This window comes from Variovorax paradoxus (genome assembly GCF_902712855.1).
Lineage (GTDB): Bacteria > Pseudomonadota > Gammaproteobacteria > Burkholderiales > Burkholderiaceae_C > Variovorax > Variovorax paradoxus_Q.
This window is the reverse complement of sequence record NZ_LR743507.1, coordinates 915,661-938,627: the sequence shown is the minus strand read 5'-3', so window position 1 is coordinate 938,627 and position 22,967 is coordinate 915,661. Positions and strand designations below refer to the sequence as shown.

Here is a 22,967-nt window from a genome sequence, read left to right as displayed (position 1 = left end):
TCACCATGTCCCGCACCGCCAGGTCCCTGAAGTCCCCCCGCCCCCTCCTGCTCCTCGCCTCGCTGCTCGCGGCCTCCGGCATCGCCGGCGCGCAGACCAAGACGCTGTACATCGGCATGAACGGCGGCACCATGGAGAAGGCGTACACGCAGTACGTGTTCCCTGCCTTCGAGAAAGCCTACGGCGCGAAGGTGGTGGTGGTGCCCGGCACCTCCTCCGACATCCTCGCGAAGGCGCAGGCGAACAAGGACAAGCCGCAGATGCACGTGATGTTCCTCGACGACGGCGTCATGGTGCGGGCCATCGGCATGGGCCTGTGCCAGAAGCAGAAGCCCAGCCAGGCGCTCAGCGAGATCTACCCCGCCGCGCGCTTCAAGGACGACATGGCCAGCGGCGTGAGCCTGGGCATGACCGGCCTGGCGTACAACGCCAAGATGTTCAAGGAAAAGGGCTGGGCGGCGCCCACCTCGTGGATGGACCTGGCCGACCCCAAGTACAAGGGCAAGGTGGTTTTCCAGTCGATGTCGTCCTCGTCCTTCGGACTGCACGGCTTCCTGATGATCAACCGCATCCAGGGCGGCAACGACAAGAACGTGGAGCCCGGCTTCAAGGCCTGGCCCACCACGGTCGGCCCGAACGTGCTGGAGTACATCCCGAGTTCGGCCAAGCTCTCGGAGATGGTGCAGACCGGCGAGGCCGCCATCTTCCCGCTGACGCCCACCGCCGTGGCCGCGCTCAAGACCAAGGGCATCCCCGTGGAGTACGCGCCGCCCAAGGAAGGCGCGGTGGTGCTGATGGTGGGCCAGTGCGTGATTGCCAACAACAGCGAGCCCGAGCTGTCGCAGAAGCTCGCCGAGTTCCTGCTGAGCCCGGTGGCGCAGGCCAACGTGCTGCAGTACGGCGCGCAGATCCCGACCAACCCGAAGGCCCCGGCCGAGGGTGAAGGCGCCGCCCAGGTGGCCGACATCAACAAGTGGATGAAGACCGCCGTCACCATCGACTGGGAGAGCATCAACGCGAACCGGCCCGCGTGGAACGCGCGCTGGAACAAGACCATCGAGCGTTGATTTGGGTTGCTCCCTCAACTTCCGGGGGAGGGCTGAGGTGGGGTGAGCGGCGATGAGATACGCGCGATGTCGTGAGGCCGTCGGCCCTCACCCTGGCCCTCTCCCGCAAGCGGGAGAGGGGGCAACACGACACGCCCCGCTGCGCCGAATCCATCGCCGATGTCTTGCCCCCTCTCCCGCACGCGGGAGAGGGCTGGGGTGAGGGTGAGCGGCGATGACGTCCGCGCGATGCAGCAAGTCTCCTGCCCCACCTAACGCATCGTCTTCAAATCAATCAGCGTGCGCTGGTCGCGCAGTGACGACTCCGAACGGCGGAACATCGGCACGGCGGCGCCGCGCCCGGCCCCCGCGGGCGCGGCCATGGGCTGCGCAAGTGCGGCGCCGGCCTTGCCGATGCCGCGCGCGGCCTGGCTCGGCGGCTTCGCGCCGGCGACGATGCGGCGGAAGGTCGACATCACCGTCTTCTCGTCGTCGTCGAAGTCGCCGTGGTGCATGGCGGCAGAAGCGCTCTGCGAATCGGCCGGCTGGTTGTTCGGCGCCAGCACCAGTTCGGCCCCGAGCTTCTGGAAGGTCTGGCGCAGGTCGGCGTCGATCCAGCGCTCCATGCCCAGGATGGGCTCGCCCTCGCGGAACAGCGGGATGCGCGCCTCCTTCTCGAACGCGGCCGACACGAGGTAGAGCAGCGACTTGTTGTAGATCCTGGCGCAGTTGTCGTCGCGCTCGGTCTTGTCGCTGAGCGCGAACACCGCCATCTTGCCGAGCGTGCCCTTCTGCATCGCCGGCAGGTAGGCCGATCGGAACAGGTCCACGGTGCAGGCGGGCGCCCACAGCGTGCAGGTCTCGACCTTGAGCCCGCGGTCGGTGAGCAGCTTGACCACCGGCGCCAGCAGGATCGAGCCCGCGCTGTGGCCCACCATGTGGATCTCGAGCCCCGGCAGCTTCTTCGCCAGCGCCTTCAGGTGGTCGGCCACCAGCACCGCGGCGCCGCCGGGCGCGCTGGTGGCGAGCGCGTTCTGCTTCATCTCGTCCCACGCCGACTTGCCGGTGAGCACGCGCGCCAGCGGCTCCAGCGCGTCGTCGAGCCGGTCGAGCATGAAGTCCTTGGTGGCGTCGAGTGCGCCTTCGGGGCGCCGCCGGCTCACCGTGTCCTTCAGGATGTTGGTGACCGTGGTCCAGTAGTCGGTGCGCCAGATGAAGGCCAGCGGATACACGTTGCCGCCGAGCAGCGGCGGCCGGTACTCGGCCAGCCGCTGCGTGGCGGCCTGCTCGCCCACCAGGCCGCCGTGCGCGTACAGGAGGATGCGCGGCTTGTCCCAGCCCTGCGTCACGCGCGGAATGTCGTCCTCGAAGATGCGCGCGAGTTCGGCCTCGGTGCAGCCGTAGTCGCCGCCGGCCTTCAGCGTGCCGTTGTTGCCGACGCTCACGATGTGCGGGCGCAGGTCGGCGAACGAGTACGCGTTCGACTGCGCGGCCGCGGCCGAATGCACCGCCGCGATCGATTCGAGCCTGCGCAGCGTGACCGGCGCACCCAGGCGCGCCACCCACGCGTCGCTGCCGTTCTCGAGCCAGTCGTCGTAGCTGATGCGCGCGAAGCCCTGGCGGCCCCAGCCCGGCCCCCACGAGTTCTGCAGCCAGAAGCCCTGGTCGTCGAAGGCCACGATGGCGAAGGCATGGCCGCCGGTGATGCTGGGCGACTGGGTGATGACGCCGTCGGCGCCCACGTCGTTCCAGCCGGTGTGCACGGTGCAGGTGACATACAGGATGCCGACCTCCGCCAGCGCGGTGTGCATCGCGACGATGTCCTTGTGGTTCACGCGGAAGTAGGCGCCCAGCGGCCGGCGCAGCGCGTCGGACGTGCGCGCGTCGGTCAGGCCCTGCGGGTCGCTCTTCTTCGCGGGCTTGTAGGGGAACAGCGTCTCGGAGCACACGCCGTGCTTGTGCCAGCCCTTCATCGCGCCGCGCGCGCTGGAGCCGCTGTAGTTCTCGCCGGGCCACTCGTCGTAGCGTCGCGCCAGCTCGTAGAACATGCGCGGACTCACCGGCACGTTGTCGGGCACCACGCGGCGGCGCAGCAGCAGGTAGTTGGCCACCGTGGCCAGCCCGAAGCCGGTGCACGCGCCCTCGCTGCCCTGGTCGAGGATCGGCACGCCGTGCTCCATGTAGTCGCCCAGCGGCACGTGCGTCGGCACCTCGATCAGCGTGGGGATGTACATGAGGTCGCGGAAGTCGAGCGTGTCGGGGCGGGCGTCGAGCACGCGCCGGGGTGCGGCGTCATCCGTGGCGGCACCGGCCTCCGGCGAGCCCGCGCGCTTCTTCGTGCGGCCCGTGGGCCGCTTCGCCGCGACCTGCCCGCCCGCGGCCTGCGCTTCGGTGTCGAGGGCGATCAGCTCGGGGCCGCGTTCGAGCGCGTCGGCCGCTGCCGTGCCGGCGCGCGCCCTGGCGCCCTTGCCGGCGGCCGCACGCGCACCGGCGGGAGACTGCACCGGCGCGCCCGCGCCCAGCACCTGCTTCGCCACGCCATAGAAGCGCTCGCGCTCGGCCGCGCCGTTCTGTCCGCCGTTGATGCGCCGCGTGATCTCCGTGAAGTCGCCCGCGTCGGCCAGTGCGTTGAGGCCCTTGCGTTCCCAGAAAAGCCCCGCGATGGCGAACCCGACCTCCGGCGTCGCGGCCTGGTCGGGGTTGCCCACGAGGTCGAGGCCCATCAGGTCGCCGAAGGTCTTGTAGTTGGCGCGGCCGGTGATCTGGATGGGCCCGCGCCCCTTGAAGCGCCGGCCGTCGCCGGGCTGCGTGTTGCCCAGCCGGCGCGCGAGGTCGCCCGGCGGCTCGTAGCGCTTCTGCGCGGCGGTCGGTCCCCAGATCTCCTCCATGAACTGCAGCTCGCCCGACTCGTGCGCCAGCTGCGCGAGGAAGGCCGCCATGCGCAGCGGCGTGTCGATGCCGTGCGCGGCCATGGCGTCGTTGAGCGGCTGAAGGAACAGCGCGCGCCGGCGCTGCGAGGCGTTGCGCATGATCTGCGCAAGTTGGAGATCGGTCAGCATGGGAGGTGCTCCTTCGGGCGATGAGGTCGCGTGCCGTGCGGCCCGCGCATCTTTCCGCGCGCGGGCGGCGAAGGAAATTCCACGAACTGCGTATGCCGAAGGTGGAGCGTCGCTGTAACGCTTCGTTCCTTTTTCGTCTCGGTGTTTCAGCCCTGCGGCGGGTCCGTCTTGCGCATCAGCACCGGCAGGCACAGCAAGTACACCGCGGCGCCCGCCAGCCACACGATGCCCGGGAAGGTCGTGCGGTACGCGAAGTAGAGCGTGCTGATGAGCAATGGCCCGAGCACCGCGGCCAGGCTGGTGATGCTCGCGAGCACGCCCTGCAGCCGGCCCTGGTGCGCCTCGCCCACGCGCACCGACAGCGATGAGCGCAGCGCCGGCGCGCCGATGCCGCCCAGGCACAGCAGCGGCAGCATCGCGAGCGCCATCCAGCCGCGCGTGGCGAAGGCGATCAGCACGTAGGCCGTGAAGTCGGCAGCGGTGCCGAGGGCGATCGTCGCGCGCTCGCCCCAGCGCTCGGCCACCGGCCCCGCCACGAAGGCCTGCACCAGCGCATGGCACAGGCCGAAGCCCGCGAGCGAGAGGCCGACCATGGTGCCGTTCCACGCGAACCTGTCCTCGCCGTAGATCACCCAGGTGGTGCCGGCCACTTCGCCCACCAGCACGAGCACCAGGAACACGCCGAGCATCGGCAGCAGCGCGGGAAAGCCCGCGGCCCAGCGCAGCGGAGCGAGCGGATGCAGCACGCCGCGGTCGAAGGGCTTCGCCCCGAGCGCCTGCGGGCGCGACTCGCGCAGCAGCACCAGGGCGGCCAGGAAGGTCAGCCCGTTGAGCGCGGCGGCCGCAACGAACGGCAGCCGCACGCCGTGGTCGCCCAGCACGCCGCCGAGCGCGGGTCCGGCGATGAAGCCGAGCCCGAAGCAGGCGCCCATGCGGCCGAACCAGCGCGCGCGCTGGTGCTCGGGCGTGAGGTCGGCGATGGCCGCCGACGCCACCGCCATGCTCGCGCCGGTCATGCCCGCGATCGCGCGGCCGACGAACAGCATCCACAGCGAGGACGCATTGGCCATGAAGAGCGCATCGACCGCGGCGCCTGCCAACGAGACCAGCAGCACCGGCCGGCGCCCGAAGCGGTCGCTCAGGGCGCCGAGCACGGGCGCGCAAAGGAACTGCATCAGCGCGTAGAGCGAAAGGAAGGCGCCGAAGCGCCAGCCGAGGTCGCCGGTGTGGCCGACCTCGCGCAGCAGGCCCGGCACGATCGGCATGACGAGGCTGATGCCCACGGCATCGAGCATGACGATGGCCAGGATCACGGCATGCGCGTGCCGGCGGCCCGCGACGGCATGCGAAGGGGTGTTTGAATTTATCATCGATAAGGAATTATCAGCGATAAATTCCAACCCGTGAAGTCCGCGCGCGCCATGGCATCCTCGGTGGCATGAAACTGGACCGCGAAGCGATCCTCGAAGCGGCGCTCGCGCTGCTCGACGAGGTCGGCATGGACAAGCTCAGCACCCGGCTCCTGGCCGAGCGGCTCGGCGTGCAGCAGCCTGCGCTGTACTGGCATTTCCGCAACAAGCGCGCCCTGCTCGACGCGATGAACGGCGAGATCCTGCGCCGCGCGCACGACCGCAAGCTGCCGTTGCCGGGCGAGACGTGGGATGCGTTCCTGCGCGAGAACGCGCGCAGTTTCCACCGCGCGCTGCTGGCGCGGCGCGACGGCGCGCGGCTGCATGCGGGCTCCGAGCCCGATCCGGGCGACCTCGACATGGTCGAGGCGCAGCTCGCTGCCGTGGTCGGCCTGGGGGTGCCCGCGCCGCAGGCCATGACGCTGCTGATCGCGCTGGGCCGCTACACGGTGGGCTGCGTGCTCGAGCAGCAGGCCACGCCGCCCGATGCCGAGGTGCAGCAGCAGGCGCTCGATGCGGCGGCGGCCTCCCGCCCGCTGCTGGCGGAGGCCTTCGCGAGCTACCGCAAGGCCGGCCCCGATGCGCTGTTCGAGATCGGCGTGGACCTCATGCTCGAGGGCGCGAAGGCGCGGCTGGCGGGTGAGCCGGCCCCGGCGGCCGCTTCCATTCCGAAGAAGCGCCGCGCCGCCAAGGGCCGCTGAGCGCCTCCCGGCCTCAGCCCTTCACGAAGGCCAGCAGGTCGGGGTTGATCACGTCCGCGTGCGTGGACAGCATGCCGTGCGGATAGCCGTCGTAGCTCTTCAGCGTGCCGTGCTTGAGCAGCTTGGCCGACAGCGGGGCCGAATCCGCGTAGGGCACGACCTGGTCGTCGGTGCCGTGCATCACGAGCACGGGCACGTCGATCTTCTTCAGGTCTTCGGTGAAGTCGGTTTCCGAGAACGCCTTGATGCACTCGTAGTGCGCATTGGCCGCGCCCATCATGCCCTGCAGCCACCAGCGGTCGATGAGGCCCTGCGAGACCTTCGCGCCCGGCCGGTTGAAGCCGTAGAACGGGCCGGCGGGCACGTCGATGAAGAACTGCGCGCGGTTGGCCGCGAGCGCGGCCCTGAAGCCGTCGAACACTTCCAGCGGCAGGCCCCCGGGGTTGGCCGGCGTCTTCAGCATGATGGGCGGCACGGCGCTCACCAGCACCGCCTTGGCCACGCGCCCCGGCTTGGCGCGGGCCACATAGCGCGCCACTTCGCCGCCACCCGTCGAATGGCCGATGTGCACGGCGTTCTTCAGGTCCAGCGCGTCGGTCAGGGCCGCGACGTCCGCCGCGTAGGTGTCCATCTCGTGCCCGTCGGCGGTCTGCGACGAACGGCCGTGGCCGCGGCGGTCGTGCGCGATCACGCGGTAGCCCTTGCCGAGGAAGAACAGCATCTGCGTGTCCCAGTCGTCCGCGCTCAGCGGCCAGCCGTGGTGGAAGACGATGGGCTGCGCGTCGCGCGGGCCCCAGTCCTTGTAGAAGATGTTCGCGCCGTCCTTGGTGGTGACAAAGTTCATGGGAGATCCTTTCGAGTGACTGGAGGAGACCGGTGGCGCCGCGCGTTTCTGCGTGGCGGCCGCTGTTGAAGTACCGAAGGCGGACGCGGACAAGATGCCGGCCGCGCCCGCCAGAATACGTCGCCGCGATGCACCTGTGGTGTCTGCCGTGCCTGTCTCGGGGGTCGTTGGGGTGTCGGACATGCTCTTTCCTGGCTGGGTTGTGTTCCGGCGAACGCGGGATTGCTGCGCCGGGCACGAGACTGTCGGCCAAACGGCGCGGCGCATCTTGAACAAAATGCCGGCGCCTTTCACGTTCGCACCGGCGCTCGACGCGCGGTGCGGGCCGGTCTAGAGTCGCCGTTCCTCCAACCTGCAGCCGCCCCCATGACGCGCCACCCTGCCGCCCCGCTCCACCGGACGGGCTTCTGCGCCCGCCGCGGCGGGAAGGTCGTCGCATGAGCCTGCCACCGTCGGACTGGCTGCTGCGCGGCGCCGGCAACAGCGGCCTGGAGCGCATCGAGGCCTTCTTCCAGGGCGACGCCTACGCGCTGCACCGCCACGACACATACGCCATCGGCTGCACCATGGCCGGCGTGCAGTCGTTCACGTACCGCGCCTCGATGCGCCACAGCTTGGCCGGCAACACGGTCGTGCTGCATCCCGACGAGGTGCACGACGGCCACGCCGGCACGGACGAGGGCTTCCGCTACCGGATGCTGTACGTGGAGCCGGCGCGGCTGCAGGAGGCGCTGGGCGGCGTGGCGCTGCCATTCGTCGCAGGCGGCGTGTCCACCGACCCGCGTCTCGCCCGCGCGGCGCGGGCGCTGCTGGACCATCTGGATGCGCCGCTGGAAGCGCTCGAGGAAGACGACGCGCTGCTCTCGCTGGCGCTCGCCCTGCAGGCCGCCGCCGGGACGCCGGCTCGCGAGCCGGCAGGCGACTTTCGTGCAGCGCGGATCGCGCGCGAGTTCATCCACGACGACCCCGATCGCGCCGTCACGCTGGACGCGCTCGCAGCGGCAGCAGGGCGCGACCGCTGGAGTCTCTCACGCGACTTCCGCACCTTCTTCGGCACGAGCCCCTACCGCTACGTCACGCTGCGGCGGCTCGACCGTGCCCGCGGCCACATGCTGGCGGGCCGGCCGCTGGCCGAATGCGCCGTCCTGGCGGGGTTCGCCGACCAGAGCCACATGACGCGGCAGTTCGCGGAGGCCTTCGGCGTCACACCGGCCCGGTGGCTGCGCATCTTCAGGGCCGGGCACGACCTCGCAAGCGACGCACGATCGTTCAAGACGACCGATGGAGAGCCTTCTAGAGTGCAGTTCGATTGAATCTTCCGGACCGCAAACGCCATGACACCGACTCTCGCGCCTCCTGAGCGCAACTACGCCAGCATCAACCTCGCCCACAAGCTGTCGCTGCTGCACGAGCACTGGTCGCAGCGCGTCGTCGCCGAGATGAACGACTACCAGTTCAAGATCGCCAAGCTGCAGGGCGATTTCGTGTGGCACAGCCATGCCGACACCGACGAGTGCTTCCTCGTCGTGGCGGGTGAACTGCGGATCGACTTGCGCGACGGCGCCGTCCGGCTTCGCGCCGGCGAAATGTTCGTGGTGCCGAAGGGCGTGGAACACAAGCCCTTCGCCCGCAGCGAAACGCACGTCCTGCTGGTGGAGCCGCGCGGCGTGGTCAACACCGGCGGCGAGCAAAGCGACCGCACCCGCCCGAACGACGTGTGGATCTGACGCGCACTCAGCGGTTGTCCTCGACGATCCAGCCCGCCGCCTTCTCGGCCATCATCAAGGTCGGGCTGTTGGTGTTGCCGCTGGTGATGGTGGGCATCGCGCCGGCGTCCACCACACGCAGCCCGCGCACGCCGCGCACGCGCAGGCGCGAATCGAGCACCGCCATCGGGTCGGCCTCGGCGCCCATCTTCGTCGTGCCCACCGGATGGAAGATGGTGGTGGCGATGTCGCCGGCCAGACGCGCGAGGTCCTCGTCGGTCTGGTACTGCACGCCGGGCTTCCACTCCTGCGGCTTGTACCTGGCCAGCGCCGGCTGCTCGGCGATGCGGCGCGTCACGCGCAGCGACTCGGCCGCGACCTTGCGGTCCTCGTCGGTGCTCAGGTAGTTGGGCGCGATGGCGGGCGCGTCCTCGAAGCGGCCGCTCTTGATGCGCACCGAGCCCCGGCTGGTCGGGTTGAGGTTGCACACGCTCGCGGTGAAGGCCGGAAAGCTGTGCAGCGGATCGCCGAAGGCATCGAGCGACAGCGGTTGCACGTGGTACTGCAGGTTGGGCCATTCGCGATCGGGCGAACTGCGCGTGAAGGCGCCGAGCTGCGAGGGCGCCATGCTCATCGGGCCGCTGCGCTTCATCAGGTATTCGAGGCCGATCTTCGCCTTGCCCACCATCGACGAGGCCATCACGTTGAGCGTGGGCGCGCCGGCGATCTTGTAGACCGCGCGGATCTGCAGGTGGTCCTGCAGGTTGGCGCCCACGCCGGGCGCGTCGAGCACCACGTCGATGCCGTGCTGGCGCAGCAGCTCGGCCGGGCCGACGCCCGAGAGCTGCAGGATCTGCGGCGAACCGATGGCGCCCGCGCTCAGCACCACCTCGCGCGAGGCGGTGGCGGTGGTCATCTCGGTGCCGTTCCACACCTCGGCGCCGGTGCAGCGGCGCGTGCCGTCGGGCTGGGTCTCGAACAGCAGGCGCGCGACCTGCGCGCCGGTCCACAGCTCGAAGTTGGGCCTGCCATAGCAGGTCGGACGCAGGAAGGCCTTGGCGGTGTTCCAGCGCCAGCCGTTCTTCTGGTTGACCTGGAAGTAGCCCACGCCCTCGTTGCTGCCGCGGTTGAAGTCGGTGGAGTGCGGCACGCCGGCCTGCACCGCGGCCTCGGCGAAGGCGTCGAGGATGTCCCAGCGCAGGCGCTGCTTCTCGACGCGCCATTCGCCGCCCGCGCCGTGCATCTCGTCGGCGCCCAGGTAGTGGTCTTCGTGCTTCTTGAAGGCCGGCAGCACGTTCTGCCAGCGCCAGCCGTCGTCGCCCGTGGCCTCGGCCCACTGCTCGTAGTCGCGCGACTGGCCGCGCATGTAGATCATGCCGTTGATGCTCGAGCTGCCGCCCAGCGTCTTGCCGCGCGGATAACGCAGCACGCGGCCGTTGAGGCCGGCGTCGGGCTCGGTGCTGTAGAGCCAGTCGGTGCGCGGGTTGCCGATGCAGTACAGGTAGCCCACCGGGATGTGGATCCAGTGGTAGTCGTCCTTGCGGCCCGCCTCGATGAGCAGCACGCGCCTGCTCTTGTCGGCGCTCAGGCGGTTCGCCATGAGCGAGCCCGCGGTGCCGGCGCCGATGATGATGTAGTCGAAGGTGTTGTCGTTGTCTCTCATCTTTTTTCTCAGGGTTTCACGGTCATGGTCTGGGCGGTGCCCTCGCCGAATACTTCGGGCGCGTACATGGCCTCGGCACGCACCGGCGGCAGCCTGAACTCGCCCGCGTTGTTCAGCCGCACGCTGTATTCCACGCTCCAGCTGCCGCGCGGCAAGTAGCGGAAGAAGGCCCGGTAGCTGTCGGTGGCGCGCTCGATGTGGCTGGGCCACGCCCAGCCCGCGCTGCGTTCGCCGCGCTGCGCAAGGGTGCTTTCGCGGCCGAGGCCGCGACCGAGCTGGCTGGCACCCGATGGCACGGCGTCGCGCACCACCACCCAGGTCTGCTCGGCGGTGGATTCGAGGTCGAGCCGCACGCGGTAGACATCGCCCACCGACCATTGGCCCTTGCGCTTCTGCTCCACCGGCGTGACCGTTCGGCGCACCACCAGGCCATTGGCCACGGGCTGCGTGTTGCGCACCGCGGCCAGCGTGCTGATGGTGGCCCAGGGCTTGCCGCTGCCTTCGTGGCGCAGCTGCAGCGTGCCTTGCGCGCCTTGCCCGGGCCACGGCAGCAGCATGTCCGGCACCTTCGCATCGGCCCATGCGGCCTCGCGCGTGGTGCGGCCCAGCGCAGCGCGCGTCACGCCGTCGACCGGGCCGGCCTCGAACTGCTGCTGGAAGCGGCGCAGCGCGACCGTGCTCCACGCGTTGCCGGTGGTGGTGCCCCAGCGGCCCGCGTCCTGCCGGCCGACCAGGCCCTGCGTGATGAGCGGTGCGTCGGCTTTCCAGGCCGCGTCGGTCTCGGCCCACTTCTGTGCCAGCAGCGCCATGCGCGCGGCGGTGCTGTCGCCGCTCCACATGAACCACCACCAGTGCTGCGCCGACTCGTCGCGCCAGCGCAGGCGCGTGCCCTGCACGTCGAAGCGGCTGCGCAGTTGCGCGCCGGCTTCATTCAGCGCGGCGTCGCGTTCGGCATCGGCCGGCATCGCCATGAGCGTGCGCGACCAGTCGACCAGCGACTGGGCCGAGAGCGCATCGAGCGCCCGGGGGCGCACCACGATCTTCGCGCGGCCGTGCTCCGCCAGCGTGGCCTGCGCGGCGAGCTGCTGCGGCTCGAGGTAGTTGCGCGGCGCCCAGTCCTGCGCCGCGAGGCGGCCCTGCAGCAGCGCATCGAGCGCGTCGAGCATGCGCGCGCGCTGCGCCTCGGGCACGGGCCAGCCCTTGGCCTGGGCGAGGTCGAGCAGCTGCATGGTGAGCATCTCGCTGCCGCCCAGGCTGGCCTCGGGGAAGAAGCGCGCCAGGCCGTTGCCGTCGACGTATTTCGGCAGTTCGGCCATGAGCCGGTCCCAGCCCGCGCGGTCGTCGAGCGAGACGAAGCGCGAGCTCTGCTGCTCGAGGCACATGTAGGGGTACTGCGCCATCCAGCGCATCGACTCGGCCAGCGCCGCGTCGACCAGGCTGGACTGCAGCGACACGCGCACGCCGCCGGTGAGCGGCACCGCGTCGCGCGGCTGCACGACGGGCACGGCACCGGCATCGGCCACCGACAGCAGCGTCGACTGGCGCACGGTCGCGGTCAGCGCCGGCACCACGCGCTGCGCGACTTCCAGCGCGTCGCGCTCCTCGCCGCCCTGCGCGCCGATGCGCCAGCGCAGCATGCCGGCGCCGGCGGGCACGGCCACGGGCCACAGCACCTCCTGGGTCTGGCCGGGCGCAAGCTGCACGCGGCGCTCGATCTTCAGGCCGCGCGCGGCCAGCGCATCGGCCGGCACCACGTCGCGCGCGCCGGACCATTCGCTGCCCGGCTCGACGGACGCCTCGGCCTTGAGCACCACGGCCATCGCGCTGGCGCCGGTGTTGCGCAGGCTGAGCTTCTGCGCGATGGCATCGTCCGCGCGCAGCAGCTCGGGCATGCCGCTGAAGATCTGCAGCGGCTGGGTGCTGGTGAGGGTGGTCTCGCCCTGCCCGAACAACGCCTCGCCCGCGCTCGCGATGGCGACGATGCGGAACTGCGTGAGTGCATCGTTCAGCGGCACGGTGGCGCGCGCGATGCCCTGGGCATCGGTGCGCAGGTCGGTGCGCCAGAGGATCAGCGACGAGAGGTCGCTGCGCGGCGGCGCCTCGTCGGGCACATCGGGCTTGCCGGCGCGCATCATGGCTGCGGCGGCCGCCGGTGCCGGGGCCGGCACGGCGCCGAACGCACCGCGGTCGGCCTCGTCGTAGGGCTTGTGCTGCGGCTGCGGGCCGGTCTCGACGCGGCGCATCAGCCGTGCATCGAGCGCCGTGCTGGTCACCGCGTTGCCGCGCGCCGCGAACATGACCTTGGCCAACGACCAGGTGTCGTTGGGCTTGAGCGCAAGCAGGGCCTGGTCGACCGCCACCAGCGTGACGCGCGCGCCGGCCACTGGCTGGCCGGCGGCGTCGCGCACCGCGACTTCCATCGGCACGGGCGTTTTCGGCCGCGCCACGGCGGCCGTGGGCCGAACGCCGACCGACAGCGTCCAGGCGTCGGGGCGCACCGGCACGTCGGCCCGCTGCGTGCTGGCAACGGGCTCGTCCTTGCCCGCGCCCTGCAGCGGATAGACATAGCGCGCGGACAGGTGCACGTTGGGCGCGTGCTGCGCGGCGATCGGCAGTTCGATGCGCTGCGCCATCGCGACGATCGGATGCACGCTGGCGGCAATGACGCCTTCGCGCTCGGTGGTGAGCAGCAGCGACGCCGGCAGCCGCTCGGGACGCGCCACGATCACGGCCGTCTCGCCGGGCCCGAACGACGGGCCGTTCTCCAGCTGCAGCGCGGTACGGGCCGCGGCTTCCTGCCAGCCCAGCGACCAGCGGTACTGCAGCATGCCGGTGCGCACGATGGCGCGGCTGTGCTTCAGGCTGGCGGCGCTGGCGTCGAACAGCCAGAGTTCGCTCGGCTGCTGCTGGCCCTGCGCCGCGGGCAGTTGCCATTCGCACGACCACTGGCCCTGCGCATCGGTGCGGGTGCTGCACACCTCCACCTCGGGGCCCAGGTCGGTGAGGCGCTGGCGGCCGCCGTTCCAGTCGCGCGTCACCGGCTTCACGCGCACGGTGACGGGCTCGTCGGCCAGCGGCTGGTCCCTGTCGTCCAGCGCGATGCCTTCGACGGCCTGCGGACGGTCGCGGTCCTTCGCGCGCAGGCGCAAGCCCAGCTTCATGCGGTCGGGCCACAGCATGGTGCCGGTGCCGACGGTCTGCGTCTCGCCGTTGGGGTCCTGGAACTTGAGCTCGGTGCGCAGCAGCATCGGCCGCTCCAGCGGCGGCACCTTCAGCCGCACCTGCGTCTTGCCGGCGGCGTCGAGCCTGGCGGATTGCGGCGCGATGGCCGCCGGCGAGGCCATCGACGCATCGACGGTTTCCTCGTAGAAGGTGTAGCCGGGACGCGGGCCCTGCACCGCGCGCGTCCAGCCCTGCTGCATGGTCACCGGCAGGTTGGCCGCCGCGCCGCCCGCGAAGTAGGCCAGGCGCGCATCGACCACCGCGAGCTGCGCATCGCGCTCCCACGTTGCGCGGGCGCGCAGTTCGCTGTCGAACACCGGCGTGCGGAACTCCTCGACCTGGAACTGCGTGCTGGTGAGCTGGCGCCCGCCCTGCGACACCGTCACTGTGTACCCGCCGAGCCTGGCGGCGACGGGGATCGTCCATTGGTTCGAGGCGCTGCCGTCGGCGCCGAGCGGCACGCTGGCGCTGTGCACCTTGTCGCTCCAGCCGTAGCGGATCTCGATGTCGAGCGTGCCCGCCGGCGGCAGTGCGAAGCCGCGGCTCTCGAGCTGCCGCACCACGTGCTGCATGCTCACCGTCTCGCCGGCCTTGAACAGGGTGCGGTCGAGCACGGTGTGGGCGCGGACGCCCTGCGCTGCGCGACCGCCGTAGAAGCCGCTCCACCCGGCCGAGACCTGCATCAGCGCCATGTCGTCGCCGGCGCGCACCACCACCCAGGGGCTGTTGTTGCCACCGCCGAAGCGCGGCGCGAGCGACGTGGGTGGGTTGTAGTTGCACGCCAGCTTGCCGCGCAAGGCTTCGTCGGGCCGCGCCAGGCCCTGCGCGTCGGTCCTTCCGCGCCAGAGCAGTTCGCGGTTGCACGAGTACACCGCCACGTCGGCACCGGCCACGGGCTTCGCGCTGTCGAACGCGGTGACCCAGATCACCGACGCGCCACCGTTGCTGAAGCTCGCACCGGGGTTGAGGTTGGTGGCCTGCACCACGGCGTAGCGCTGGCGCGGCGTGGTGTCGCGAGGCTGGTTCGGCGACTGGTTCGGCGGCGGGGGGCGCGTGTCGATGTACCGCGCGAACGCGGCGCTGTCGGCGCGCACCACGTGCAGGCCGGGCGCAGCGAGCGGCACGCCGACGAACTCCATCGCGTCGCCGCTCGTTTCGAGCGTCGAGGTGCGCGGCGCGCCGGCCCTGGCATTGAGCTGGTCGGTGGGCCACCGGCCCTCCTGCTGGCCTTGCAGCAGTTCGATGGCGTAGGCCTCGATGCCCTCGCCCATCTCGCCGCCCAGGCGCCATTGGCGCAGCGGCAGCGATTTCTCGACGCGGCGCACCGCGAAGGCCGCCATCGCATCGGACCTGCCAGCCTGCCAGGGCATCACCGCCAGCGGGTTGGCGACGCCGAGATACGGCGGCAGGCGAGCGAACTCGACGGTCTTCGGAAACTCCGACGCATTGGCCAGCGGCCGGCCGAGCACGTCGCGGAAATCCTGGGGCAGGCGCACGGTGAAGCGGGTGCCTTCGCCGAAGCCGTTCTGCGCAGGCGACACCTGCAATTGCCGGAACTCGTTGCGGCGCCAGCTGTCGACGACGTCGAAGGGCCGTTCCTCGCCCGAGGCATCGACCAGCCGGAACGTGCCGGCGCGCGCCGCAGCCACATCGCCCGAGAAGCTCAGCACGACCGGCTGGCGCGGGTCGCAGGCCTGCTGGCCCGCCGGATGGTCGAGCACCGTGCAGGAGATCCGGGCCGTGAAGCGCGGGCGCACGCTGTAGTTGAAGCGCTTCGGCTCGGCGTTGCCGACCGCCGCCTGGCTCAGGCGAAACTGCGAGCCTTCGGGCAGCGGCTGCGCGCAGCGCAATGCAAGCGCAAACACGCCCGGTGCCGTGGCGCGCACGGCGGCCGCCAGCGCGGCGCCGGTGACGGCCACTGCGGGCTGGCGCAGCACCTTGTCGCCGTCGCGCTGTTCGCAGGCGAAGCCCGCGGCCAGCGCCTGGGGATCGTCGGTCGGCTGGGGATCGTGGTGGCCCAGGAAAAAGACCTGGTCGGGCGCGACCTCGGCGCCCTCCATCGGATAGGAAGCAAAGAAGCCGTAAGGCCCGGCGACGAAGCTCGCCGTGGGGGGCGCGGTCACCGCCTCGCCCGCCAATGTCCTGAGGCCCGGCTTGAAGACGACGTTGCAGCGCGTGCCGCCGCGCACGTCCTTCGCGAACTCGAAGGCCCAGGTGCGCGGGCCGATCCAGCGCGCGCGGCCTTCGGGCACCTGCGGGGAACACCGGAGGGTGGCGGGCTCGGCGCCATCGCTCTGGCCGAGCGGCACCATGTCGGCGTCGAAGCGCACCGACACCTGGCGCACGTCGCGCGCCTCGCCCTGCGGGCTCACGGCGAGCACGCCGGCCGCGTGCAGCGGCGGCGCCGCCACGAGCGCTGCGGCCAGGGCCGGCAGCCACCACAGCGCGCGGCTGCCCGTCAGGGGAAAAGTCTTGTTCTTCTTTCGTTCCGCGGCCATCGTCTCCTCGCTCCTCTCTGGGTGTTCTGGAATGGGACCTGAAAGGCGTCCATGTTTCTAGCTGTTCATCGCGAACTCTACGAAAGAAAAACTTCAGAACCGAAGGAGGGAGAAAAACCCGGCCCCGGAAAGCACCGGGGCGGGGCCGCGCAGGCGCCTCGGGCCTGGCTTACTTGGCGGTGGGCATCACGAACTCGGCGCCCTTGCCGATGCTCTCGGGCCAGCGCTGCATGACCGACTTCTGCTTGGTATAGAAGCGCACGCCCTCTTCGCCGTAGGCATGCATGTCGCCGAAGAGCGAACGCTTCCAGCCGCCGAAACCGTGCCAGGCCATGGGCACCGGGATCGGCACGTTGATGCCGACCATGCCCACCTGGATGCGGCGGCTGAATTCGCGCGCCACGTTGCCGTCGCGGGTGAAGCAGCTCACGCCGTTGCCGAATTCATGCGCGTTGACCAGGTCGACGGCGTCCTTGAAGTTGGCCACGCGCACGCAGCTCAGCACCGGGCCGAAGATCTCTTCCTTGTAGATGCGCATCTCGGGCGTGACGTGGTCGAACAGCGTGCCGCCCATCCAGAAGCCGTCGCCGCAGCCTTCGCCTGCCTTGTTGCCGTCGAAGCCGCGGCCGTCCACCAGCAGCTTGGCGCCTTCCTTCTCGCCCAGGTCGATGTACCCGGTGATGCGCTCGTGCGCGGCGCGCGTGACGATCGGGCCCATCTCGGCCGCGAGGTTGGTGCCGTTGAGCACCTGCAGCGACTTCGTGCGCTCGATGAGCTTGGGAATGATCCTGTCGGCCACGTCGCCCACCAGCACCGCCACCGAGATGGCCATGCAGCGTTCGCCGGCCGAGCCGTAGCCCGCGCCGATCAGCGCGTCGACCGTCTGGTCGATGTCGGCGTCGGGCAGCACCACCATGTGGTTCTTCGCGCCGCCCAGGGCCTGCACGCGCTTGCCGTGACGGGCGCCGGTTTCGTAGATGTAGTTGGCGATGGGCGTGGAGCCCACGAAGCTGATGGCCTTGACGTCGGGGTGCTCGAGCAGTGCGTCGACCGCCGCCTTGTCGCCCTGCACCACGTTGAACACGCCGTCGGGCAGGCCGGCTTCCTTCAGCAGCTCGGCCATGCGCAGCGAAGCGCTCGGGTCGGTCGGGCTGGGCTTGAGCACGAAGGTGTTGCCCGCGGCGATGGCCACCGGGAACATCCACATCGGCACCATCACCGGGAAATTGAACGGCGTGATGCCGGCGACCACGCCCAGGGGCTGGCGCAGCGTCCAGTTGTCGATGCCGGTGCTGACCTGGTCGGTGAAGTCGCCCTTGAGCAGTTGCGGGATGCCGCAGGCGAACTCGACGATGTCGATGCCGCGGCTGACTTCGCCCTGCGCGTCGGTGAAGACCTTGCCGTGCTCGGCGGTGATGAGGTGGGCCAGCTCGTCCTTGTGCTCGTTGAGCAGCTGCAGGAACTTGAACATGACGCGCGCGCGGCGGATCGGCGGGGTGTCGGCCCATGCCGGGAAGGCAGCCTGCGCGGCGGCCACGGCGGCATCGACCTGCGCGGCGTCGGCCAGGCCGACCTTGCCGGTGACGGCGCCGGTGGCGGGGTTGGTCACGTCCTGCGTGCGGCCGGAGGTGTTGGCGGCGGGCTTGCCGGCGATGTAGTGGTCGATGGAGGTGGTCATGGAGAAGGCTGGAATGACGGGAGAATCCGGCCAGTTTAGGCAGCGGGGTGGCTGTCGCCTAGTCACGAGGCTTGAACTTATTGTTCATGCTGGCGAACAATGCTTGCATGAAACCCCAAAATATCGAAGCGCTCTGGACGCACCTGCATTGGCTCACGGTGCTGGCGCAGCAGGGCAGCTTCACGGCCGCGGCGCTGCGCCTGGGCGTGAGCAAGGCGGCCATGAGCCAGCGCATCGCCGAACTCGAACGCGCCGCCGGCGCGCCTTTGGTGCAGCGCACCACACGCAGCGTGCGGCTCACGGAGGCCGGCCAGCGGCTGGTGGACGACATGCGCGCGCCGTTCGAGCAGATCGCCCACAGCTTCGCCGGCGTGCGCGACCTGGCGGGCGTGCCGCGCGGGCTGGTGCGGGTGACGGCGCCGGTGGCCTTCGCGCGCCAGCAGCTGGTGCCGCGGCTGGCCGACTTCCTGCGCGCGCAGCCCGAGGTGCGCATCGAGCTCGACCTGTCGGACCGGCTCAGCTCGCTCGCCATGGAGGGCTTCGACCTGGCCATCCGCCACACCGCCGCACCGCCCGACACGCACGTGGCCTGGACCCTGTGCGACACCGGCTCGTTGCTGGTGGCCAGCCGCGCGTACCTGCGCCGCCGCGGAACGCCGCGCGAGCCCCAGGCGCTGGCCGGCCACGACTGCCTGCACTACCCGCGCGCGCAGGACACGCCGACCTGGCACTTCGAGCCCCGCGCCCCGGTGAAGGGCAAGGCGGCGGCGCCGCGCATCACGGTGCCGGTGTCGGGCCCGCTGGTCGCCAACAACAGCGAGGCGCTGCGCGACGCCGCCCTGGGCGGGCTGGGCATCGCGCTGGTGCCCGACTTCACCGCCCAGTCGGCACTGCAGTCCGGCAAGCTGCAGCAGGTGCTGCCGCAGTGGCGCTCGGTGGGCGCGTTCGGCGAACGGCTCTATGCCATCCGGCCCTATGCGACGCACGTGCCGCAGGCGGTGACGGCCTTCGTCGGCTGGCTGCGCTCGGCGCTGGCGGCGGGCTTCGCGGCATGAGGCGACATGGGGGGTGCGCCGGCCCCCACCCACGGGAGAGGCCCGGAAGCTGAAAGGAAACTGAAAAAACGGCGTTGCGCCCTACGCAAAGGAAGGGTCCGCGACACATGACGCGTGGATGCACCCGGTTACGATGCGCGCACCCTCCTCATTTTTTGTTAACTTTCCCGCTCACCCGTCCTATGTCCCCTGCCTCATCGCCTGCCGACGCTCCAGCCGCCGACAGCGCGTGGCCCAGCGTCGGGCAGCGTGAGGAAGACGGGCGGCAGTGGACCGTGGCCAGCGGCTGCTGGACCACGCTGGCGATGTCGTCCAAGCCGGCCTGGCAGGCGCTCACGCGCGGGCTCAAGGACGTGCCGCCGGACGACGACCGCGCCTGGGACCTGCGGCCCATCGGCCAGCTCGACCACATCGGCGCACAGCTGCTGTGGGAGCACTGGCGCCACCGCTGGCCCGAGACGCTGGAAATGTCGCCGCAGCACAAGGCGGTGCTCGATCAGGTGGCCCAGTACACCGTCGCCACGCCGGCCGAACCCGCCCCTTCGCTGAACGAGCGCATCCGCGCGTTCGCCCACCACGGACCGCGCGCGATGTTCGTCCTGCGCGACCTCACCGGCCTCATCGGCCAGCTCGCGCTGGACATCGGCACGCTGATCCGCGCGCCGCACCGCGGTCCGTGGCGCGATTTCTCGGGCCATCTCTATCAGTTCGGCGCGACGGCGCTGCACATCACGGCGCTGGTCGGCCTGCTGATCGGCGTGGTGCTGGCCTACCTGATCTCGCAGCAGCTGCGCCAGTACGGCGCCGAGACCTTCGTGGTGAACATCCTCGGGCTGTCGCTGGTGCGCGAGCTCGGGCCGGTGCTGGCGGCTGTGCTGATCGCCGGGCGCTCAGGCTCGGCCATCACCGCGCAGATCGGCGTGATGCGGGTGACCGAAGAACTCGATGCCATGCGCGTGATGGGCATTCCGCACGGCTTTCGCCTCGTGATGCCGCGCGTGCTGGCACTGGCCATCGCGATGCCGCTCATCAGCCTGTGGACCTCGATGGCGGCGCTGGCGGGCGGCATGCTCGCGGCCGACGCGGCGCTCGACATCTCGCCGGCGTACTTCCTCTCGGCGCTGCCGCGCGCAGTGCCCATCTCGAACCTGTGGCTGGCCATGGCCAAGTCGGCGGTGTTCGGCGTGCTCATCGCGCTGATCGGCTGCTACTTCGGCATGAAGGTCAAGCCCAACACAGAGAGCCTGGGGCGCGGCACCACGTCGTCGGTCGTGACGTCGATCACCGCGGTGATCCTGGTGGACGCACTTTTCGCCGTGCTCTTCAAGGGCATCGGTTTCAGGGCATAGCATGACGCACTCCCCCAGGCTTCGCGCACTTCGTGTCGCTTCTCCTTCCCCCTCGCCGGTGGCAACACCTGCGGCCCGGCAAAGCCGGTTCCGCGGTGTTTCTGGCGTGGGCGGGGAGCGATTTGCGCGTCGCGCGCCTTGCCTGCGGGCAGGAGCATCGGCATGAGCATGCCTGTGCGCCCGGACACCGACACCACCGTGGTGGACATCCGCGGCCTGTGGACGGTGTTCCAGAGTGCCGACGGCGAGCAGGTGGTGCACCGCGACTTGCAGCTGCACATCGACCGTGGCGAGGTGCTGTCGCTGGTGGGAGGGTCGGGCACCGGCAAGACGGTGCTGCTGCGCCAGATCCTGGGGCTGGAGAAGCCTTCGCGCGGCCACGTCGAAGTGCTGGGCCAGGAACCGGGCGAGCTCAGCGCCTCGGGCGCTGCCAACGTGGGCATGCTGTTCCAGCACGGCGCGCTGTTCTCGGCCTTCAGCGTGCTGGAGAACATCGCCTTCCCGCTGCGCGAGCTCAAGCTGCTGCCCGACGAGCTGATCCGCCACGCGGCGCTGGTGAAGCTGCAGATGGTGGGCCTCGGCCCGCAGCATGCCAACAAGAGCCCGTCGGACCTGTCGGGCGGGATGATCAAGCGCGTGGCGCTGGCGCGCGCGCTGATCATGGACCCGCCGCTGCTGCTGCTGGACGAACCCACCGCCGGCCTCGACCCCGAGGCGTCGGACAGCTTCTGCGACCTGTTGCGCGGGCTGCACCGCGAGCTGGGCCTCACGGTGGTGATGGTCACGCACGACCTGGACACGCTGTTCGACCTGAGCACCCGCATCGCGGTGCTGGCCGACCAGAAGGTGATCGTCACCGGCGCGGCGCGCGAGGTCATCGCGTACCCGCATCCCTTCATCCACGAATACTTTCTCGGCGGGCGCGGCCAGCGCGCCCTGGAGGCGCTGCACGACAGGCCCGCCGATGCATCCGAAACATCCGGGACGCAGCCCGCCGCGCAGGCGGGCCGCGCTGAAAGGTAGGTAGCCCCATGGAAAACAAGGCCCACGCCCTCGCTGCCGGCGCCTTCGTGCTCGGCCTGCTGGCCGCGCTCGTCGCGCTGGTGATCTGGTTCACGCGCGACAACACCGTGCGCAACGTCTACGAGCTGTCCACGCGCGACGCGGTCAGCGGCCTGCAGCCGCAGGCCATGGTGCGCTACCGGGGCATCGCGGTGGGCAAGGTGACCTCGATCGACTTCGACCCGAAGGTGAAGGGCAACGTGCGCGTGCGCATCACGGTCGACGAACGCGTGCCGCTCACCACCTCCAGCTTCGCCACGCTGAGCTACCAGGGTGTGACCGGCCTGGCCTTCATCGCGCTGGACGACAAGGGCGAATCCACCGTCTCGCTCAAGCCCGACAACGACGATCCGCCGCGCATCCCGCTCAAGCCCTCGATGCTGGCGCAGCTGCAGGACCGCGGCGAGGCCATCATCAACCAGGTGGAAGAGGTGACCAAGCGCGCCAACCAGCTGCTGAGCGACCCCAACCAGAAGCGCGCGGCCGATGCGCTGGAGAACATCGCGGCCGCCTCGGCCAGCGCCAACACGCTGCTCAAGACGCTCGACAACACCGTGAAGACGGGGCTGAACCCGGCGCTCACCAAACTGCCCGATACCATGGCCTCGGTCAAGAAGGCCGCCGGCGACGTCTCGCGGGTGGCCAACAACTTCAACACCACCGTGGGCCGCCTGAACGCGCCCGACGGCCCGGTCGAGCGGCTGAGCGACGGCACCAAGGCGCTGGCGCAGGCGGTCGATTCGTTCAATGCGGCCACGCTGCCGCGCGTGAACCGCGTGGCCGACGACACTTCGCACGCCGTGCGCCGGCTGGGCCGGGCGGCGGACAGCATCAACGACAACCCGCAATCGCTGCTCTTCGGCAACGGCAGCGCGGCCGCGGGTCCGGGCGAACCGGGCTTCAGCGCACCGGCCGCGGCGCGGCCCTGACACAGCGCGACGCAGGAGCAACGACCATGAACGCCACCCTCCGATCCCTGACCACCCCGCTGGCCCTCGGCCTCGTGCTGCTGGCCGCCGGCTGCGGCGCGCTGCCCGACAAGCCCCAGCGCGCCACGCTCTACGACTTCGGCCCCGGCGTGCCCGCCGCCTCCGCCACCGGCGCCAGCGTGTCCGCCGCCGCGCAGGCCACGCTGCCCACGCTGGCGCTGGCCGAGTTCGAAGCCAACGCGCGGCTCGACGGCACGCAGATCCTGTACCGCCTCGGCTATGCCGATGCGAACGAGCTGCGCCCTTACGGCCAGTCGCGATGGAGCCTGCCGCCCGCGCAGCTGCTGCGCCAGCGGCTGCGCGACACCCTCTCCGAGCGCCGCATGGTGCTCGGCCCGGAAGAAAGCGCGACCATCGCGCGCAGCAAGGGCGACGTGCCCGACATGCTGCGCATCTCGCTCGACGAGTTCAGCCACTATTTCGAATCGCCCGGCGCCAGCACGGGCCTGGTGCGGCTGCGCGCCACGCTGATCCGCGGCACCGCCGGCGGCGACCGCGTGCTCGGCCAGCGGCTGTTCACCGTGCGCCGCCCCGCCGCCAGCGCCGACGCGCCAGGCGGCGTGAAGGCGCTCATCGCCTCGAGCGACGCCGCCGTGGCCGAGGTGGTGCAGTGGGTCGACCAGTTGCAGCAGCAGCAACCGCGGCAGTAACCTGTATCGGTCCCCCCCAGCACCCGCCCCGTACCT

General features: G+C 70.7%; 15 protein-coding genes. 9 read left to right on the top strand and 6 right to left on the bottom strand.

What is annotated here, in order from left to right:
• Positions 1–5 precede the first annotated feature (5 nt).
• Positions 6–1,067, top strand: coding sequence for an ABC transporter substrate-binding protein (locus AACL56_RS04380; protein WP_339088610.1), 1,062 nt, complete (start codon positions 6–8; stop codon positions 1,065–1,067).
• A gap of 251 nt (positions 1,068–1,318) precedes the next feature.
• Here AACL56_RS04380 and AACL56_RS04375 read toward each other — a convergent pair whose 3' ends face one another.
• Both AACL56_RS04375 and tet read right to left on the bottom strand, forming a co-directional pair.
• Positions 1,319–4,105: a glycoside hydrolase family 19 protein gene (locus AACL56_RS04375; RefSeq protein WP_339088609.1), complete on the bottom strand. Its 2,787-nt coding sequence runs from the start codon at positions 4,103–4,105 to the stop codon at positions 1,319–1,321.
• Between the two features lie 146 nt (positions 4,106–4,251).
• Positions 4,252–5,475 carry a Tet(A)/Tet(B)/Tet(C) family tetracycline efflux MFS transporter gene (gene tet, locus AACL56_RS04370; RefSeq protein WP_339088608.1) on the bottom strand — a complete coding sequence of 408 codons (1,224 nt, stop codon included), beginning with the start codon at positions 5,473–5,475 and terminating at the stop codon, positions 4,252–4,254.
• A gap of 68 nt (positions 5,476–5,543) precedes the next feature.
• Here tet and tetR point away from each other — a divergent pair, with 68 nt between their 5' ends.
• Entirely contained in the window at positions 5,544–6,215 is a 672-nt protein-coding gene (gene tetR / locus AACL56_RS04365) for a tetracycline resistance transcriptional repressor TetR (protein ID WP_339088607.1), read from the top strand.
• A 13-nt stretch (positions 6,216–6,228) separates the two neighbouring features.
• On the opposite strand, the gene AACL56_RS04360 is transcribed toward tetR, so the two are convergent.
• Positions 6,229–7,059, bottom strand: a complete 831-nt coding sequence (locus AACL56_RS04360; protein ID WP_339088606.1) for an alpha/beta fold hydrolase — start codon at positions 7,057–7,059, stop codon at positions 6,229–6,231.
• Between the two features lie 437 nt (positions 7,060–7,496).
• On the opposite strand from AACL56_RS04360, the gene AACL56_RS04355 reads away from it, so the two are divergent.
• The gene (locus tag AACL56_RS04355; protein WP_339088605.1) at positions 7,497–8,372 is read left to right on the top strand and encodes an AraC family transcriptional regulator; all 876 of its coding nucleotides are present in this window, start codon (positions 7,497–7,499) and stop codon (positions 8,370–8,372) included.
• 21 nt (positions 8,373–8,393) lie between these two features.
• Positions 8,394–8,786 carry a cupin domain-containing protein gene (locus AACL56_RS04350; RefSeq protein WP_339088604.1) on the top strand — a complete coding sequence of 131 codons (393 nt, stop codon included), beginning with the start codon at positions 8,394–8,396 and terminating at the stop codon, positions 8,784–8,786.
• A 7-nt stretch (positions 8,787–8,793) separates the two neighbouring features.
• Here AACL56_RS04350 and AACL56_RS04345 read toward each other — a convergent pair whose 3' ends face one another.
• From AACL56_RS04345 to AACL56_RS04335, 3 genes are all read right to left on the bottom strand, one after another.
• Positions 8,794–10,428, bottom strand: coding sequence for a GMC family oxidoreductase (locus AACL56_RS04345; protein ID WP_339088603.1), 1,635 nt, complete (start codon positions 10,426–10,428; stop codon positions 8,794–8,796).
• Between the two features lie 8 nt (positions 10,429–10,436).
• Positions 10,437–16,148 (bottom strand): alpha-2-macroglobulin family protein, encoded by a 5,712-nt coding sequence (locus tag AACL56_RS04340; protein WP_339088602.1) that lies wholly within the window; start codon positions 16,146–16,148, stop codon positions 10,437–10,439.
• 169 nt (positions 16,149–16,317) lie between these two features.
• Positions 16,318–17,826, bottom strand: coding sequence for a CoA-acylating methylmalonate-semialdehyde dehydrogenase (locus AACL56_RS04335; protein WP_339088601.1), 1,509 nt, complete (start codon positions 17,824–17,826; stop codon positions 16,318–16,320).
• A 107-nt stretch (positions 17,827–17,933) separates the two neighbouring features.
• Here AACL56_RS04335 and AACL56_RS04330 point away from each other — a divergent pair, with 107 nt between their 5' ends.
• The 5 genes from AACL56_RS04330 to AACL56_RS04310 all read left to right on the top strand — a co-directional run bounded on the left by AACL56_RS04330 (position 17,934) and on the right by AACL56_RS04310 (position 22,931).
• Positions 17,934–18,881, top strand: a complete 948-nt coding sequence (locus AACL56_RS04330; protein WP_339088600.1) for a LysR family transcriptional regulator — start codon at positions 17,934–17,936, stop codon at positions 18,879–18,881.
• Positions 18,882–19,063: 182 nt separating this feature from the next.
• Positions 19,064–20,230, top strand: a complete 1,167-nt coding sequence (locus AACL56_RS04325; RefSeq protein ID WP_339088599.1) for an MlaE family ABC transporter permease — start codon at positions 19,064–19,066, stop codon at positions 20,228–20,230.
• A 162-nt stretch (positions 20,231–20,392) separates the two neighbouring features.
• Entirely contained in the window at positions 20,393–21,253 is an 861-nt protein-coding gene (locus AACL56_RS04320) for an ABC transporter ATP-binding protein (RefSeq protein WP_339088598.1), read from the top strand.
• Positions 21,254–21,261: 8 nt separating this feature from the next.
• Positions 21,262–22,221 (top strand): MlaD family protein, encoded by a 960-nt coding sequence (locus AACL56_RS04315; RefSeq protein ID WP_339088597.1) that lies wholly within the window; start codon positions 21,262–21,264, stop codon positions 22,219–22,221.
• A gap of 26 nt (positions 22,222–22,247) precedes the next feature.
• Complete coding sequence (locus AACL56_RS04310; protein ID WP_339088596.1) at positions 22,248–22,931, top strand: ABC-type transport auxiliary lipoprotein family protein; 684 nt, start codon at positions 22,248–22,250, stop codon at positions 22,929–22,931.
• The last annotated feature ends 36 nt before the right edge of the window (positions 22,932–22,967 follow it).